The sequence below is a fragment of the Burkholderia sp. RF4-BP95 genome (assembly GCF_001521985.1).
GTDB lineage: Bacteria > Pseudomonadota > Gammaproteobacteria > Burkholderiales > Burkholderiaceae > Burkholderia > Burkholderia diffusa.
This window is the reverse complement of sequence record NZ_LOSX01000092.1, coordinates 265,118-281,682: the sequence shown is the minus strand read 5'-3', so window position 1 is coordinate 281,682 and position 16,565 is coordinate 265,118. Positions and strand designations below refer to the sequence as shown.

The window sequence follows — 16,565 nt, the reverse complement described above, 5'->3', positions numbered from 1 at the left end:
CGGCGTTGGATGGGGCCATACCATGAGCCAGCGCGACGACGACCGATTTCGCGTCCGGCCTGGCGCTCCGAAGCAGCGAGGCGATGCCTACGTCAACAAGGTTCTGCGGCAAGCCAACAAGGCCGGCGCGAAGCTTGGCAAGGCGGCAGGCAAGGTCAGCCAGCGACCCGGTTCCCGGCTGGGCCGCGGCCACGTTGCGGCGCGCTTCGCAGGCCGGGGACTTGGGGCCAACGCCCGGCGCGTGACGATCAAGGCGCGGCTGGTCAATCTGGCGCAGGCCGGGCCGCGCTCGACCGCCGCGCACCTGCGCTACATCGAGCGGGAAGGCGTCGATCGCCAGGGCGGGCCGGGCCACGCCTACGGGCCGACGACCGACGAGGCGGACACCAAGGCGTTCGAGGAACGCGGGCGCGAGGATCGGCACCAGTTCCGGTTCATCGTCTCGCCGGAGGATGCCGAACAGATCGACGATTTGCGTACCTACACCCGGCACCTGATGGCGCGCATGGAGGCCGACCTGGGGACGCGGCTGGAATGGGTGGCCGTCGATCACTGGAATACCGACAACCCGCACACGCACGTCGTCCTGCGCGGCAAGGACGACACCGGCAAAGACCTCATCATTTCCCGCGACTACATCGCCGAGGGGATGCGCCGGCGGGCGTCGGAATTGGCGACTGAATGGCTGGGGCCACGCACCGAACTGGAGCTGCAGCGCGCCATGCAGCGCGAAGTCGATCAAGAGCGGTGGACGGGCCTGGATCGCACCTTGCAGCGCGAGACCGGTGACGATGGCCTGGTGCGCGTCGAACGCTTCGCCGAACCTAGGTTGCAAGGCCAGCGGCAAGTGCTGATCGGCCGCCTGCAACACCTGCAGCGAATGCGCCTGGCGTCCGAGCCTCGGCCCGGCACGTGGGCCGTCCATGCCGACGCCGAACTGACCCTGCGGGCGATGGGCGAACGTGGCGACATCATCCGAACGATGCAGCGGGCCATGAGCGGCAAGCAGCGTGAATTGACTGTATTCCAGTCTGGCGAGGGTGGCCGCGCCGTCGTTGGCCGTGTCGTCGGCAAGGGGCTGGCCGACGAACTGTACGACAAGGGCTATCTGATCGTGGATGGCACGGACGGCAAGGCGCACTATATCGCGCTGCCACCGCGCGCCGAACTGGAGAAGTATCCGACCGGGGCCGTGGTGGAAGTGAAAGGGGCGGCCGACGTGCGCGCGGCTGACCGCAACATCGCCGCGCTGGCTGTTGATGGCGTGTATCGCACCGATCATCACCTGGCCGTCGCCCAAGGTCAGGCGACGCCCGAGCGCGATCCGCGCGAAGTGGTGGCCGCCCATGTGCGCCGGCTCGAAGCTTTGCGCCGCGTCGGCATCGTGGAGCGCGAGGCCGAAGGCGTCTGGCGCCTGCCCGACGACCTGGCCGAGCAAGGTCGCCAGTACGACGCGCAACGCCTTGGTGGCGGCGTGATGGTGGAGTTGAAATCGCACCTACCCATCGAGCGACAGACCCGCGTGATCGGAGCCACGTGGCTCGACCAGCAGTTGATTGGCGGCGGCAAAGGCCTGGGCGACCTTGGCTTTGGGGCCGAGGTCAAGGACGCGCTGCGCCAGCGAGCCGAGTTCCTGGCCGAACAGGGACTGGCCGAGCGTCGCGGGCAGCGTGTCGTTCTCGCGCGCAACCTGTTGGCAACGCTGCGCCGGCGCGAATTGGCGCAGGCTGCCAAGGACATTACCGCCACAACCGGTCTGGGACATCGCCCCGTCGCCGAGGGGCAGCGCGTGGCCGGCATCTACCGGCGCTCCGTCATGCTCGCCAGCGGGCGCTACGCGATGCTCGATGATGGCATGGGGTTCTCGCTCGTGCCGTGGAAGCCGGTGATCGAACAGCGGTTGGGGCAGCAGCTCACCGCTACGGTGCGAGCCGGCGGAGTGTCGTGGGAGGTTGGGCGACAACGTGGCCTGGAAATTTAGGCGCGCATCTTCCACGGCGCTTCTCAAAGGTTCGGCCATTAGCCAGTCGGATACCAGAGCAATGCCTGGCCGGCCAGCGCCGCATCCAAGAAAGCGTCACTTAACTGGGAATTTTGTGGGCTTGCCGCGTTACTCCGGCGCGCTGCCGCTTCGAACCGCGACCCAGCGTTAGCGCGTAGCCCGGAATACAACGCCAGAACGTTGCCGTAGCCAGCGATTCAGGGGCGTGGAGTAGCCGCGAGACACCAGCGTGCCCAGCAGGCATGATCCGGCGAAATAGGCCAGCAACAACCCAAGCCTGGCGTCGCTTAGGAGCTGCGCCGGTGGCAGCCACGTGCGCAGCAGGCCCAGCACCAGCAGGTGCAGCAGGTAGATCTCGTAGCAGTCGCGGCCGCAGCGTGTCAGGATGCGCCGCGCCAAGCCGGGCGAACTATGTCTCGCCGCGGCGCGGCCGAGCAGAAGCAAGGCGGATCCTAGTGCCATGGCGCTGACGCCGAGAATGTTGCTCTGGCTGATCGGCCACATCAGGTAGAGCAGTGTCATGGCGATGCCAATCAATGGACGGACGTATGGCCGCTGCAACGCCGGCCATGTCCGCCGCCGCGCAAGGACACCAGCGCAGCAACCGATGGCGATGGCGTCGAAGCAGGCGAGGTAGCCATACAGATAGGCCTCACCGTTTCCCTGGTTGGCGAGGCGGTAGAGCGGGCCGGCAACAACCAGGACGGCGGCCAGCAGCGCCAGTCGCGTGCTACGCCGCAACAGCACACAAGCCAATGGAAACAGCAGGTAGAAGGCCATCTCGACCGACAGCGACCACATCACGCCCAGCGGATAGTTGATCCATCCCTCGCGGATGACCAGTACATTCATCCAGGCGCCTAGCGCGGCGGCGTTGGTCGTCCACAGCGGCACCGTGCTCGCCGCCCGGTTGCCGAACAGCGGCAGACCGGCCAGCGCGAGCGCGTCGACCGCCGCGAGCGTCAGGACCAGCATGGGAAGGATTCGCGCGAAGCGCAGTCGCCAGAACGATACCGTCCGAATGGCGTCGAGTCGGCCCCAGCGCTCCAGCGAGTTGCGGGTGATCAGAAAGCCCGATATCGCAAAGAAAATCGTTACGCCGTAGTTGCCGTTACGCGCGATGGCGCGCAACAGCGGCCAGCCAAGCAGGCCGGCAAGCGTGGTATCGCCAAGGGAATAGGCGATATTGAAATGATGCAGCAGTACCAGCAGGATCGACAGGCCGCGCAGGAGGTCGATGGCGTCGTCGCGTGTATCAGAGGCGTTCATGATCGGGCGTTGCCAGGCTTACTTGCGGGGCGTGCCGACCATGGCGGGCCAGTCGTGCATCAAGTCGTCGCGGGCGCGCAAGCCGGCGTTGGGCTTGGTTGCGCGCTCGTCCTGCACCAGGCGGGCGAACACCAACTGGCGGCCGTCCTTGCGGGCCCAGCCAACGAACCAGCCGTAGGCGTTGGCAGCGTTGTAGACGCCGTTACTGCCGGGTGAGCCGGTGCCGGTCTTGCCGTACAGGCGCCAGCCGCCGGCCTCGCCAACCTCGAATAGGCTTTCCGCCAACTCGTAGGCCGCAGCCTTGACCGGCAATTGCCGGTTGACGACTTTGCGCAGGAAGGCCAGCTGCTCCAACGGCGAAATGCGTAGCGACGAGATGATCCACGCGCCGTCCGTGCCGTTGTGCTTGCCTGGCTCGCCCGAGACATCCTCGTTGCCGTAGTGGAACGCCGAGGTATAGCGCTGGAAGCGCTCTTGTTCCAATGCCTTGGCGGCCAACTGCGAATACCAGACCACCGAGTATTTGATCCAGCGCGCTGGATCCGTGGGCTGGCGCCAGGCGTCACCGCCCCAGTCGGGGTAGCCTGGCCGATAGTTCCAGACCGGTTCGTGCGGGCTTTGCAGGATGCCGGCATCCGCGCCCATCAGGGCGATGGGCAGTTTGAAGGTCGAGGCGGGCGTGTAGCGTTCCGCGCAAGCCTGCTGCGTGCCTTGCTGGAAGACGATTCGGCCGTCGGCGGCGTCGGCGACGACGGTGCATAGGACGGTCGCACGGGCCGGGGCGGCGGCCAGCGCGAACAGGGAAAGGGCTGTGCCGACAGCGAACGAAGAGAGTCGAATGGTCATGATCGATGAAATGGCGTCGGGGGAAAGCGGGAGGAAGGGCTCACGCGTTGTCAGAACGGCCGTTGAGCAGGACCAGCGTCAGGTCGCGGTCCTCGATATGAATGCGCATGGCCAGGCAGCGCCCAGCTTCGGCGGAAGTGCCGGTCTTGGACAGGCGGATATTCCAGCCCTGCGCGCCGACCAGTGGGTTGGTGTTGTGGTAATGCAGCCGATTGCCAGCCGCGTCGACGGTCTCGGCGAGCGCAGTGGTGTCGCGCGCGATTTGCGGGTAGGCAGCGGCCGCACCAACAATCTTGCCGATGTCTGCGGCACTCGCGCGATTGGCGGTCGACAAGCCGGTAGCTTCTTCGAGCGTAGTGTGTTCGAGGTGTAGCGCCGCGGTCTTGCGCCGCAATGCTTGCGCGAAGGCTGGCTCACCGCCCGGATAGGTGCGGGCTAAGGCGTGGGCCGCGCGGTTGTCCGACGCCATCAGCGCCAGCTTGAGCAGGGTCTCCAGCGTCACGCTGGCGCCCACTGGCAGCGGCGAGGCCGCGCCCGAGGCCGTGGCGCTCGCATCGCGTTCGTCGATGAGAATGCGACGCGACAAGTCCGGCACCGTATCCAGAACCACCATGGCCGTCATCAGTTTAGTCAGCGACGCGATCGGCACGGCCTCGTTCTCGGCGCGGCCGAGCAGCGTGGCGCCGGAGCGGGCATCCAGCACCAGCACGTGGGACGCGCCGCTCGCCTCGACCAATGCCTGTATCCCCGGTAGCTGTGCCATGAGGCGTTGCTCTTCCTGCGCCGACAAGGGATGCGTTCGTCCGGAGGTCAGCGCTGACCAGGCGCCAAAGCCTGCCAGCGCAATTGATAGGGTCGTGACAGGTAGGGCCACCGCGCGCCGAGCGGAAAGACTCTCGGGCCGCACCAGACGGCGGATGCGGTCAAGCAATTCACCGTCGCGCGCGCCGGGAGCCACCGGCACCGGCGTGCCGATCTCGGAGTTGTCCAGGGCGTGCAGGGCGCGCGCCAGCGGCATGGGACTGCCGATCAACGCTGCCGCAATCTGGTCGGCGATGCGCTCGCGTTCGATACGAATAGCGCGGGACAGTGACCAGATGGACGGGTGGAAGAACAGTAGAACCTCCGCCGCATGTTGCAACAGGTTGATCAGATAGTCATGGCGTCGTACGTGCGCCAACTCATGCGCCAGCAGCGCCGCCAACAGGTCCGCTGGCATTCCGGTGACGAGCGAAGCCGGTACCAGGATCACCGGCTTAAACCATCCGGCCGTGACGGGCGTGGACAGGTTTCGCACTACCCGCAACCCAACCGTGCGCGAGAGCCGCAGGCGGCGCGCCATGTCGGCCACACGCGCCTGCCAGGCGGGATCGATCCACGGGGCGCTGGCACGCACAATGCCACGCAGCCATGTCAGTCCGAGACACACTCGCAGCGCCGCGACTGCACTGCCGACTAGCCAGGCCAACGCTAGCCACAACGGCCAGGCCAACGTTGCGCTGTCGGCTACAGCCGGGGCGTCGGGCGAGGTGGGCGGCAGGCCGCGCCACGCCAACGCCACGTCGGCCACGCCAACACCGACGCTGGAGAAAAGCGCTGTTCCGAGCAACACATAACGCAGTTTCGCGTCGTCTGGCCGCGTAAGTGACAGTAGCGCTAGCGTGGCGGCGTGGAGGCACAGGATTTTCCAAGCCAGCGCCGGCAGGCCACCGCCAATGGCCCAGGCGGTGGCAAGCAGAAGGTCGCTCACAGTTTGTCGTCGCGCAGGAGGGCTTCTATTTCCGCGCGGTCTTTCTTGCTGACGTAACCTCCGCGCAGGGCGGCCAGAACCAGTGCCTTGCCCGAGCCGGCGAAAGCCTTGCCAATCAGATCCTTGATCAGGCGGCCCTGCGTCGCCCTCTGGCTTTGCGCAGCGGCATAGACATGGGAGCGTTGGCTTTCATCGCGTGTCAACACGCCCTTGCCATGCATGATCTGCATCAGTCGCAGCACGTTTGCGTAGGTGATGCCGTCGCGCCGGGCGGCCATGGCGGCGTGGACTTGCTTGACGGTGGCGGGGCCGGTTTCCCACAACGTCTGCAGCACGTCGAGTTCGGCGGCGGTCGGCTTGGCGCTGGGCTGGTTCCTGTTGGCCATGAAAAAGGACGGTACAAGGCAAAATGTGCGTCTAGAATAAATTGTCTAGAACAGTTTGTCTACGACAATGACGGCACCTCCGACGCCCTCGGAAGTTCGCAAACTTGAGTGAACTTCTAGACCCCGCGACAGAGGAGGCAACATCGATGTCGGGAGCCGCGCAGCGCCGCTTCGAGAACGGCACCTTCCTATTGCGGCCTGCAGCGCTAGCATTGACGTGTGAGGTATGGGCTGCCTGCCGCAGGTTGAAAATTGATAACCAGCAGGTGGTCAGTTTTCGGTCGGCAGGAACGCCGTGTAGCGACGCGTCGCGAAATCGAGCGTACCGAAGCTGAGCGTGCAGTCCTCGCCGTGACGGCTCAGATAACGGTAGGCGAGCGCGTCACCATTCGCGGCGGTGCGGTGCGTGCACAGCTCGACGAAATTCCCGAACGCCGTCATTGCGCGCCTCCCGTCGCCGCTTGCCGTAGAGCCCGCCATTCGCGGCTCAGCAACGCATAGCCGTACTCGTCGGACCACGCACCTTTGAAGAAGATGTTCTCGCGATAATGCCCTTCGCGGCGAAAGCCCTGTCGCTCAAACAGACGCTGCGCGCGTACGTTGTGCGCGTCCACCGTCGCGACGATGCGGTGCTTGCCAAAATCTGCGAACAGCAGTTCGATCACCCGCGACACCGCTTCGAGCGCAAAGCCATGCTGCTGCGCGGCGACGTCGAACGTTACGCCCAGCTCGGCCTGCCGCCCTTCGTCGAAGAAATGCACCGCGACGTCGCCGATCAGCGCGCCGTCGGCCTGGTGCTCGGCCGCGATCTGGAACCACGTGCCGTCGGTGTCGAACTCAAGCGTCTGCTGCTCGGCGAAGAACGCCGCCGCGTCGGCATCCGCGTACGACGACCAACTCTGATAGCGCGCGACGTCAGGATGGTTCCTGTATGCGGTGAACGCGGCAAGATCGCCGCGTTTGAACGGGCGCAGGACGAGGCGTTCGGTGGAAATGGGAAAAGTGGTCATGCGGGTTCCTTCGTTGCGGAATCCAGACGCGCGCAGGGCACCGGGAGGTGCGCACTATCGTGACTCGTGTGCGTTTGAGACACTGCGCGTTGTTTCAATCCACCTCCGGGGTGTGAAACCGAAGGCCCCTTTGAAGTGTCGCGTCATATGGCTTTGGTCAGCGAAGCCGGCTTCGGCGGCGGCCACCGAAAGCGATGCTCCCTTCTCGAGCAGATTCCGCGTGATATCGAGTTGGCGCAAAGTGCGGAACCGGCGGGGGCTGGCGCCGAACAACAGGCGGAATTGCCGGGCGATGGTCCATCGATCCATTCCGGCAATTTGTTCCAGTTCAGTCATCTTGAACTGCCTGATCGGTTCCGCTGTAATCATGTCTCGCACTCGGGAAAGTTGCGGAAGTGCCAGAGGTTCTGTTTTGCGGATGCCACGATTTCCAGCCGCTTCTTCGAGAAAATCAGCGATAGAGACGATGAATTCGGTTCGCGACAGATCGTCGAACGGCTCATCGAAACGCATCAGCCTTCCAGTGATGTCGTCTGGCAAACGAGATATGTCTGTTACCGGCGAGCCAACAAAGGGTAGCGTGCGGCCGCGCAAGGCGGCTTGAACGAGAGCGGGATCGATATAGGCGATGCGATAGGCAAATCCTGCTTCCGTCGCAGCCTTGCCATCATGGAGTTCATCGGGATGCAGGATGTGGCATTGCCCCGGTAGGCAGTGGTGTTGCTCGCGGCGATAACGAAATGCCTGAACCCCGCTCACAGTAATGCCAATGGCATAGGTATCGTGACGATGAGCGGAAAAGGCTTCCCTGGAGAAGCTTGCTTGCGCAAGCTGCAGACCCTTGGCATCGGGTCCAAATATCAGTCCATGGCTACCGCTGCAGGGCAGCTCCGCACAATCATTCAAGACAGTCTCTCCATCGCTCATCTAACGTCAAGATCGTGATCATTTTGACGGAGCTTACATGCATGATTCAGTGGCGTGGATGCCGGGCAATTGGCAGCCGATTCTGCTCTTCGTACTCCAATCATTGCTTATTATGGGTAGCCCTGGGCCCTCAACCGTCAGTGTAACAGCCGTCGCGGCTTCTTATGGCGTTGGTCGCTCGCTCCGCTATACATGGGGTTTGATTGCAGGAACGATAGCTGCGCTAGTGTTGGTTGCGTTCGGCGTTATGGCTTTCGTGACGTCGTTTCCGTTCGGGGCGCGTGCTCTGAGCATCGTTGCGGCAATCTATATCTGCTATCTCGCTTACCAGATCGCGACCTCTCCACCTTTGTCGAGCCTTCCGGACCAAGCCGCCGCCCCTCCGTTCGTGGCGGGTTTTGTCCTTGCGGTTGCCAATCCCAAGGCCTATCTCGCAATTGCCGCTGTATTTGCGGGAGCTACGATTTACACCGAGAGCGCCATTGATGCTTGGATGAAGACATTGATCTTGAGTCTCATGATCGTTGTGATTCATTTTGGATGGTTGCTGGCGGGAACGATGCTGTCGAGGCTATTACGCCATCCTTTGACCTCACGTGTCGTGAACGTGTTCATGGCCCTTCTCCTAGTGGGGATGACCGTCTTTGAACTGATCAAGTAATGGAACAAGTAATGTAATACGTTAAATCGATGATCATTGCGGGGAAGATGCCGTTGCCATATCTTCGATGATCCCATCTTTCTTGATAATCGCCCGGCATCACCCGTGCAAGCGGCGCGCCTGAGCCAGTGGGCGGCAAGATCACGATGCGGTATTCGATACGTCGAGACTGAAACCGTATGGTTTTGCATTCGGATGCCACAACCTGTGCCGGATATATATAAGAAAGGTTCTGCAACGGTTGGACGCCGCTGCCCAAAGTCGGCAACGGATCAGAAGGCATCGTGGGTACTAAACTAAGAATCAGATTCTAATCACTAGGAGCCGATGTCGGAGCGCCAGACATGCAATATGCACTCGATGTCTTTATCGATACGTTGAAGTCTTTCGGGATCTACCCAGAGAGCGAAGCCGTCGAGCGCTCGGGGCTGCAACTCACCCAAGAGGTCGGCCGAAGGAAGACTTATCGAGACAGTCGATCAAACAAGTTTAGTGTGTACAGTGGTGTTAAAGGCAAAATCAATTCGGTCGAGATGACCCTCAGATCAACAGATATGGACAGCTTAGACGGGCCGAACGAATATGAAGCCGTTATCACTAGCTTCAATGACGATTTTGATAACGTCTGGGCGGACCTAGGCAGAATCCTCGGAAACACCGGTGTAGTATCCGAGAACCCCTATCGCGATGCCCTGCGTGCAGTTAGCTGGCACATTGACCCAGAAAATCAGCTCACTCTTGAGCTACGCCACGAGGACAAGGAGTTGCCGGTCCGCCTTGTGATGGCCTTCCTGGCGCCGCGAGAGGAAGAGTCAGCGTAGGGACGGCTTGCCGCCTCGGTTACTTCCGGACGAGTGCCGGACGTTTGTGCCAGGCGAGGCGGTGCGCCAGAGACTCGGTGATGGGAGCGCGCGGCTGGATTGCTGCCCTTCCGCGTTGATGTTCCCCTCGCGAGACAAAGGGATAAGGATGCCCGTGGTCAGATGAGGCAATTGCGTGCTCGGTAGCACTATGGGGCGGCCTAACCCCGTATTGACAGTTTTTGTGCCATTTCAGCCTGGTAACGTGTGCGTTGCCGCTGCGTGCGTCAAGGCAGGTCGAGGCCAATAGAACGAGCATCATCACATGCCCTTATCAACCAAATGAAGGCGATTGAGGGCAACTTCACCACCATGACGGAACTTTGTCCTCAAGTCACCACATGTACGCCGTACATTTCGCGCTCGATCTCATCGATGGGTTCCCAATGATCACTTGCTAGCTCGAAAAATGTATCCGGCACTTCCATGGCATATGTCGCGCCACGTTCCCGATTGCGCCTGCGGACGCGTTCCCGCCGAACCTCTCGCGGGGCATCGACTAAGTAAATTGCCAACTCGTAGCCGGCCTCACTGGCCTGAGTATAGAAACGTTCGCGGTTGATCTTCTCCACCAGTCCTAGCTCAAGGACTACGTCATGACCAGCATCAAGGACTTCCTTAGCCGTTGCCCAGATCTGTTCCAGACAGCGCTCTTTCCTAGTTATATACCAGTCCATCACATTCACCGCAGGACGATCAGGACTGTAGAGTCTGACGAACCACGCATCGAGGATGAACCCTGGTGCTGCGTATTGCTTTCGGAGCGTAGCAACGAACGTGGACTTACCGGCTCCAACGGGACCTTCAACCAAGTGAATCTTCGCCATTTCAGTTAATCCATTCAAAGAGGGGCGCAGCGAATCGCATACGATGCCTCGGTGCGGCTTTCGCCTACTCTGCAAAGGCTAGGCGCCCCTTGCAAACCTGATGAATGAGCTAGCATTAGCCCTGTTTATTCACGCAACCGGATTCGTAGGCCCAGTGGCAGCCTCCTGGACCATATCGGAAATTGTATTCGCAGCTTTGCCATGCCGATCGGCGTCCTGGTTCACGATGGGCTCGCCATTGTGGTGAAGTGTCCAGCATCCTTGGGATGCTGAGGGTGCGATCGAGATACCTATCTCCGCAATTTTTTTGTCAACTGCTTTATCGTAGGCATGTTGAAGTCCTGCAGCGGTGAGCGCCTGCTTTGCTTGCTCTATGCCGGCGACAATGAGTTCCAGTGCAAACTCCTGCTTGTTGCAGTTTAGAATTTCCGTCACCGCATCCAGTTCGGCCAGGCGAATCGCATCGATACGAATGTCAAGATCGCAAACCAGTTCTTTGCGCTGTGAAAACGCCATGAGATAAGCATTCGCGCCATAGACGTTCCCAAAGCGTTCTGTGCGTTTACTTGCCAGTATTTTCATAGCAATGAAATCCGAGAACCCGGCGCTGTAAGCGCCAGTCTCCCCCTTCTCGGCGTTTACCTTGAGAGCTTCCGAATAGGTCATGCTCATGTGAACCTCCTGTTAGAAATGAATTCCGAAATCGCATGCTGCAGGAGAGGGCCACTCCATAACAAAGCATCCCGCGGTGTCTATTCCGATAACTCCATGCGTTATCGACTTTCGTCACCTAATCGATGGCGAACGAACGGGCTATATACTGGAGCGTCTGGCTTCAGGCTTACCCCGTCAGTAAAGTCGTCTCCATGATTGAAGGGAATCGAAGGCCATGTCGACCAATGTTGCAGCCTTACGCGATAGTCGATGGCTCGTTGCTCAAGGAAGTGGCGTTGCTGTTGAGCCTCCTTACCCGATAAACCGCCACGAACGCCATGGATGAGATAGGGTTCCAGCACGGTAAAGCCAAGGTAGTGCAGCGCGTGCATGACGGGCCACAGAAGCAGACGCATATCGCCGTCGCGTCCATCCGGTGCACAAGCTTGGGCCGAAGAGCCGGCCGTGGACACAATCAGGGCCTTTTTCCCGCGCATCACGCCGCTTTCGTAACGATGCTGGCTCCGATATAAACCGCCGTAAACGAAAACTCGGTCCATCCATCCTTTCATAATGGCGGGCATCCCAAACCACCAGAATGGAAATTGAAGTATCAAGGCGTCGGATTTCTGCAAAAGCTCAATGTGTTGTGCGACTACGGGTGGCAGAGTATTGGAGCTCCAATGATGACGTTGCTCCTGCATCGGATCAAATTTCTCTCCGCTCTTCAGCGAAGAATAATGCCAGGACGCTTCACGTGGTTCGAAATCCTCTGCGTAGAGATCAAGGACGGTGGCGTCATGTCCTTGAACACCCCATGCCTGTCTGGCGAGTTCAGCCAGGTACGCATTAAAAGACCTCTGCTCAGGGTGAGCCAATACAATGAGCGCATGCATGCGGCCTCCCTCTGCACTAGTTGCCATTGCAACGGAACAATTCCCGCGATATGAAGCAGATACTAGTCTTCAGTCAATTCCGAAGAATGTCTTGTCGACTTGTACCGAAGGTGTATCAGGGGATATGGTCGTCCTTGACCGTCCACGTTGGATCGGCCGCACGGTTCGAATCCCAGCCTTTCATAGAACCCGACCGCTTGGTGATTCTGTTCGTTGACATCAGTCGAAAGGCTAGGGTGGCGCCTTATGGCTTCTCGCACGAGGACCCGGCCAACGCCCCGCCCGCGGTGATCCGGGTCGACAAATAGAGCTTCCATGTGATCGCCATTGAGTAACATGAAAGCAACGGCACGACCTGACTCATCAACCGCCAAATCCAGCGGCGCCTCAGGGAGAAATGCGGCGACCTCGGACTCAATATCCCGGCGATCCGCCGCAGCAAGGAAATGATGTGTTGCATCAACGGAGCTTCGCCAAATTTCCATTACTCGAAAACTGTCCATTGGCATTGACTTTCGTATCGTGATCATAGCGTTTTTGGTGTCGATTAAATTTTTCCGTTTAAAGGATGCGCCATGTGGTGTGCACCGTGGTGAACTGAATTCCTATTGGCTCGGCTGCCTCGTATGCGCTGTCGTCAGCTCTTCGGCGCGGCGCACTACGCTGCGCACGCCGAAGCTCATGACCAGATTTTGCCGTTCAAGCTCAATGAGGTTGACCCACTGGGCATCGAGCGCATCGTCGCCGGCCACGGGCTCTCCCTGCAGCCATTCGCACAAGACGGCAATGAGCACGAAGTGCTGGCGCAATTCGCCCTCGGAGCTGTGGTCTAAGGCCTCCAACGCGGTGAAGACGTTCCGTGGGGAGACGCTAATGGCCGTTTCTTCGTGTACCTCGCGGACGACAGCTTCCAAAATTGTCTCGCCGGCCTCGATCTTCCCTCCAGGAAGACCCCAGCGACCAGCGTCGGGTGGATTGGCACGTCGAACGAGCAGGACCTCTTGTTTCCTTAGGACGACACCAATCACGGCTGGAACGGGCTGTACGGACGACGTGACGTTCATTTGCAAGGACGAAGGAGAAGGGCCCGTCTGTTAAGGCCCTTGCAGGGCAACGTAACCATGGCACACGGCGCAATAGGGCTATTGCACTGTTCCGGTCCGCCACTCAATCGCACGGATGACCGCCGCCATGTCCAATGACCCATGCCCCAAGGCCACGGTTTCACCATAAAGTGCGTGGCAGACGTCAAGCAAAGGCGAGGCGAGACCTGCGCTTCTCGCAGACTCCGCTACCAGCCGGCTGTTTTTCAGCACGTCGGTGATGGCGGCTTGCACAGTAAAGTCCTGCGTCGTGAGTTTATCCAGCTTCACGCGGGAAATATCGCTGGCCATCTGGCCGTTGTTCAGTACGCTGGTAAATTGCGCGAGGTCCATGCCGTGGCGCTGGGCGAAGTGAGTGGCTTCCGCCAGGCCGGTGACCATCGTGATGAGGTACAGATTGACAGCGAGCTTCATCGTCAGCGCGGAAGGGACTGCGCCGCAGATAATGCTCTCGCGACACAGAGGTTTGACGATGTTGCGCACCTCCTGCATGTCCTCAGGCGCACCGGCCAGCATGACGACGAGTTGACCTGCTTCCGCGGGCTTGCGCGAACCAGACACAGGGGCTTCAACGTAATGGCCAGCGGCGGATTCGATCTCAGTTGCGAGCGCTCGTGAATAGCTGGGCGAGGTCGTTCCCATATTGACGATCACATGTTCGCGCACGCGAACGGAAAAATCGGCGGTATGGCGGCCAAGCACGGTATCGATTGCGTCGTCATCGGCCAGCATGAGAATGACAACGCGGCATTGTGCGAATACGTCGACAACTTTCTCGACCGTACATGCGCCGGCTGCACCCAACTCGGCGTATCTATCCTTGGAGCGGCTCCAGACCGCGACAGGCGCACCGCTGCGGGCGAGGTTGAGCGCCATCGGGGTACCCATGACCCCGAGCCCGATGAATCCGATTTGTTCTTGCATATTGCACCTTGCGGGTGAATAGACAGTCCTTTATATCCATACCGCAGCAGAGTGTCTTGAACGATTGTGCAGAAGTCCTGCCGGCGCCTCGTGCGAGCAGGTACTGTGGTTTGTGCCTTTACAAGCGGCGAGTGTGCTGCGCCTGCGCCGCGGCTTCCACGCGCAAGCCAGCGGCCCACCATCCGGGAAACCCGTCGCTCACGCGGTCCGCGCTAAATCCCTTGGCACGCAGCAACGCGACAGCCTGGATAGAGAGCACGCAGTAGCGGCCGCCACAGTAGGCGAGAATGTTCTGATTCCGCGGCAGTTCGCCCAGATGGCGCTCTAGCTCTTCTGTCGGGATATTGATAGCACCGGGAATGTGCCCCGTTGCATAGTCTTCTGCCGAACGGACATCCAGTAGCAGAGCGCCGTCTTTTAGTCTGTCGATCAGTTCCTCGATTGACACGCCATCGAGGTGTTCCGGGTGATGAACGCTGTCCGCGATCACGCGTCGCATTTCGGTGCGCTGATGGGCAACGTAGTCGTGCAGTGCAGCGACCACATTGGCCACCGGTCCACTGCCGATGCGGTACATCACGTGCTTGCCGTCGCGTCGGGACTGGACGAACCCAGCCCGCTTCAGTTGCAGCAAGTGCTGCGATGCGTTGGTGATCGACAGTCCCGAAAGTTCGGCCAGCCGCTCCACTGAGCTCTCCCGCTGGAAGATGGCCTCCAGAAGCGCTAAGCGATGAGGATGCCCAAGGGTCTTGGCGACATCCGCTAGATCATCTAAAGGTTCGGTGGGGCGCGCGATTGTTTTCATGACGGCAAATCAGGATCTCGTTGACAGCAAGATATCATCGATCTAACATTCCATCAATAGTTGGAATGATGTTTGTTTCTTGTGCAGAGGACGAAAAATGAGGTCAACGGAAACGCGGCAACAAACTTCATGGGGCGAGCTGCTTCAAGGACGCAACGGACTCCGCTCCATCGCGCTCGCCGGTGGCGTCGCGCTGCATGCGGTGAACATCTATGTGGTCACGACGATCTTGCCAACCATCATCGACGAGATCGGTGGCCTCGGGTACTACGCATGGAATACCACCTTGTTCGTTGTGGCGTCGATCGTGGGATCGGTGCTGTCAGCAAGGCTGATCGACACGATGGGGCCGCGCCTGGCCTATCTGCTCGCACTCGCCGGCTTTTCGCTGGGGGTGGTCGTGTGTGCGACAGCTGCGTCGATGCCCATTTTGTTGTTAGGCCGGACGGTGCAGGGGTTGGGCGGTGGCGTGCTGTTCGCGCTCAGCTATGCGCTAATCCGAGTGGTGTTCGATCCGCGTCTTTGGCCCAGGGCGATGGCGCTCGTTTCGGGTATGTGGGGCGTGGCTACGCTTTGCGGCCCAGCCGTCGGCGGGGTGTTTGCCCAAACAGGGCATTGGCGATGGGCGTTCTGGTCACTGCTGCCCGTTGCTCTGTTGTTGGCGTTGATCGTCCTTGTGCAATTTGGCGGACGTACTGTTGGCTCGGCGGCAAGCACTCGCGTGCCGTTGCGCTCAATGGTGCTGTTGGTACTCTCGGTCTTGACGATTTCCATTGGCAGCTTGTCACGGCAGCTCGCGTGGAATGTCATCGGCATCCTCATCGGCGTAGTCATCACTGTCGTCATCGCACGCATCGATATGCGAGCCGACGCGAAGTTGCTGCCATCCGGCGCCTGGTCGCTTTCAACGCAACTCGGCGTGATCTACGCGATGATGGGGCTGCTGGTGGCTGGGATGACGACCGAGATTTTCGTGCCGTACTTCTTGCAGGTGATCCACGGGATGACGCCGCTCGCGGCTGGCTATATGACGGCGATAATGGCGGGAGGGTGGACCCTCGCTTCGTTGTACAGCGCGGGGCGTGGCGAAGCTGGGCTGACGTACCGATTCATTAGGATCAGCCCGCTCATCGTGCTGATGGCGTTACTCGTTTTGGCGGTCGCAATGCCCATCACTGCATGGGGTGGCGCTCTGGTGGGTAGTGCGGTGTATTGCTTCGTTCTTGCAGCGGTCGGATTCGGTATCGGTTTGAGCTGGCCACATCTCCTGACACGAGTGTTTTCCGCGGCTGTTTCAGGAGAAGAAACGCTCGCGTCTTCGTCCATTACGACCGTACAACTCTATGCAACGGCGCTCGCCGCCGCACTGGCCGGTGTGGCAGCCAATGCTGGTGGACTGACCGATCCTGGTGGCGTCGAAGGGGCGCGATCTGCAGCGCTGACGCTGTTCGCATCGTTTGCCGTTGCCCCGCTACTCGCGGCGTTGCTGTCTGCACGCGTGCGACGCTGAAGTATTTGGAAATCATCTGTGGAGTCACGCGGTGTGGTGTAGCCCTCGTACGCGTCGATGTACTGACTCTTTCCTATCAGGGCTGCATTGTGCCTGAACGAAGCCGATGATGCTCGGTGTTTGCGTCGCGACCTG

The 16,565-nt window shown here is 60.5% G+C and carries 18 protein-coding genes; 4 read left to right on the top strand and 14 right to left on the bottom strand.

Features of this window, described 5'->3' with window-relative positions; genetic code table 11:
- The first annotated feature begins 22 nt into the window (after nucleotides 1-22).
- Nucleotides 23-1,981 carry a relaxase/mobilization nuclease and DUF3363 domain-containing protein gene (locus tag WS46_RS32650; RefSeq protein WP_059693566.1) on the top strand — a complete coding sequence of 653 codons (1,959 nt, stop codon included), beginning with the start codon at nucleotides 23-25 and terminating at the stop codon, nucleotides 1,979-1,981.
- A gap of 168 nt (nucleotides 1,982-2,149) precedes the next feature.
- On the opposite strand, the gene WS46_RS32645 is transcribed toward WS46_RS32650, so the two are convergent.
- The 7 genes from WS46_RS32645 to WS46_RS32620 form a co-directional block, all read right to left on the bottom strand.
- Nucleotides 2,150-3,271 carry an acyltransferase gene (locus WS46_RS32645; protein WP_059693564.1) on the bottom strand — a complete coding sequence of 374 codons (1,122 nt, stop codon included), beginning with the start codon at nucleotides 3,269-3,271 and terminating at the stop codon, nucleotides 2,150-2,152.
- A gap of 18 nt (nucleotides 3,272-3,289) precedes the next feature.
- A complete protein-coding gene (blaOXA, locus tag WS46_RS32640) occupies nucleotides 3,290-4,117 on the bottom strand; it encodes a class D beta-lactamase (protein ID WP_059693562.1) in 828 nt (275 codons plus the stop codon).
- Between the two features lie 40 nt (nucleotides 4,118-4,157).
- Nucleotides 4,158-5,867: a M56 family metallopeptidase gene (locus WS46_RS32635; RefSeq protein ID WP_059693560.1), complete on the bottom strand. Its 1,710-nt coding sequence runs from the start codon at nucleotides 5,865-5,867 to the stop codon at nucleotides 4,158-4,160.
- Nucleotides 5,864-6,253 (bottom strand): BlaI/MecI/CopY family transcriptional regulator, encoded by a 390-nt coding sequence (locus WS46_RS32630; protein ID WP_059529454.1) that lies wholly within the window; start codon nucleotides 6,251-6,253, stop codon nucleotides 5,864-5,866. Before WS46_RS32630 ends, WS46_RS32635 begins: the two co-directional genes overlap by 4 nt.
- A 270-nt stretch (nucleotides 6,254-6,523) precedes the next feature.
- On the bottom strand, nucleotides 6,524-6,694 hold the full coding sequence (locus tag WS46_RS35845; protein WP_155771103.1) for a hypothetical protein: 171 nt from the start codon (nucleotides 6,692-6,694) through the stop codon (nucleotides 6,524-6,526).
- A complete protein-coding gene (locus tag WS46_RS32625; protein WP_059693558.1) occupies nucleotides 6,691-7,263 on the bottom strand; it encodes a GNAT family N-acetyltransferase in 573 nt (190 codons plus the stop codon). The genes WS46_RS35845 and WS46_RS32625 overlap by 4 nt, the downstream gene beginning before the upstream one ends.
- Before the next feature lie 54 nt (nucleotides 7,264-7,317).
- Complete coding sequence (locus WS46_RS32620) at nucleotides 7,318-8,169, bottom strand: AraC family transcriptional regulator (RefSeq protein ID WP_059693616.1); 852 nt, start codon at nucleotides 8,167-8,169, stop codon at nucleotides 7,318-7,320.
- 58 nt (nucleotides 8,170-8,227) lie between these two features.
- On the opposite strand from WS46_RS32620, the gene WS46_RS32615 reads away from it, so the two are divergent.
- Both WS46_RS32615 and WS46_RS32610 read left to right on the top strand, forming a co-directional pair.
- Nucleotides 8,228-8,851 (top strand): LysE family translocator, encoded by a 624-nt coding sequence (locus WS46_RS32615; protein ID WP_059529460.1) that lies wholly within the window; start codon nucleotides 8,228-8,230, stop codon nucleotides 8,849-8,851.
- Nucleotides 8,852-9,195: 344 nt separating this feature from the next.
- Nucleotides 9,196-9,672 (top strand): hypothetical protein, encoded by a 477-nt coding sequence (locus tag WS46_RS32610; RefSeq protein WP_059529463.1) that lies wholly within the window; start codon nucleotides 9,196-9,198, stop codon nucleotides 9,670-9,672.
- A gap of 368 nt (nucleotides 9,673-10,040) precedes the next feature.
- Here WS46_RS32610 and WS46_RS32605 read toward each other — a convergent pair whose 3' ends face one another.
- The 7 genes from WS46_RS32605 to WS46_RS32570 all read right to left on the bottom strand — a co-directional run bounded on the left by WS46_RS32605 (nucleotide 10,041) and on the right by WS46_RS32570 (nucleotide 14,920).
- Nucleotides 10,041-10,538, bottom strand: coding sequence for an AAA family ATPase (locus WS46_RS32605; RefSeq protein WP_059529466.1), 498 nt, complete (start codon nucleotides 10,536-10,538; stop codon nucleotides 10,041-10,043).
- A gap of 129 nt (nucleotides 10,539-10,667) precedes the next feature.
- A complete protein-coding gene (locus WS46_RS32600; RefSeq protein ID WP_059693556.1) occupies nucleotides 10,668-11,210 on the bottom strand; it encodes a hypothetical protein in 543 nt (180 codons plus the stop codon).
- A 101-nt stretch (nucleotides 11,211-11,311) separates the two neighbouring features.
- On the bottom strand, nucleotides 11,312-12,088 hold the full coding sequence (locus WS46_RS34895) for an NAD(P)H-dependent oxidoreductase (RefSeq protein WP_082725444.1): 777 nt from the start codon (nucleotides 12,086-12,088) through the stop codon (nucleotides 11,312-11,314).
- Nucleotides 12,089-12,150: 62 nt separating this feature from the next.
- Nucleotides 12,151-12,618 carry an acetyltransferase gene (locus WS46_RS34890; protein WP_081332273.1) on the bottom strand — a complete coding sequence of 156 codons (468 nt, stop codon included), beginning with the start codon at nucleotides 12,616-12,618 and terminating at the stop codon, nucleotides 12,151-12,153.
- A 75-nt stretch (nucleotides 12,619-12,693) separates the two neighbouring features.
- On the bottom strand, nucleotides 12,694-13,152 hold the full coding sequence (locus WS46_RS32580; protein WP_059529476.1) for an NUDIX hydrolase: 459 nt from the start codon (nucleotides 13,150-13,152) through the stop codon (nucleotides 12,694-12,696).
- Between the two features lie 78 nt (nucleotides 13,153-13,230).
- On the bottom strand, nucleotides 13,231-14,115 hold the full coding sequence (locus tag WS46_RS32575; protein ID WP_059693548.1) for an NAD(P)-dependent oxidoreductase: 885 nt from the start codon (nucleotides 14,113-14,115) through the stop codon (nucleotides 13,231-13,233).
- A 118-nt stretch (nucleotides 14,116-14,233) separates the two neighbouring features.
- The gene (locus WS46_RS32570; protein ID WP_059529481.1) at nucleotides 14,234-14,920 is read right to left on the bottom strand and encodes a metalloregulator ArsR/SmtB family transcription factor; all 687 of its coding nucleotides are present in this window, start codon (nucleotides 14,918-14,920) and stop codon (nucleotides 14,234-14,236) included.
- Nucleotides 14,921-15,017: 97 nt separating this feature from the next.
- On the opposite strand from WS46_RS32570, the gene WS46_RS32565 reads away from it, so the two are divergent.
- Nucleotides 15,018-16,430 carry an MFS transporter gene (locus WS46_RS32565; RefSeq protein ID WP_059693545.1) on the top strand — a complete coding sequence of 471 codons (1,413 nt, stop codon included), beginning with the start codon at nucleotides 15,018-15,020 and terminating at the stop codon, nucleotides 16,428-16,430.
- The last annotated feature ends 135 nt before the right edge of the window (nucleotides 16,431-16,565 follow it).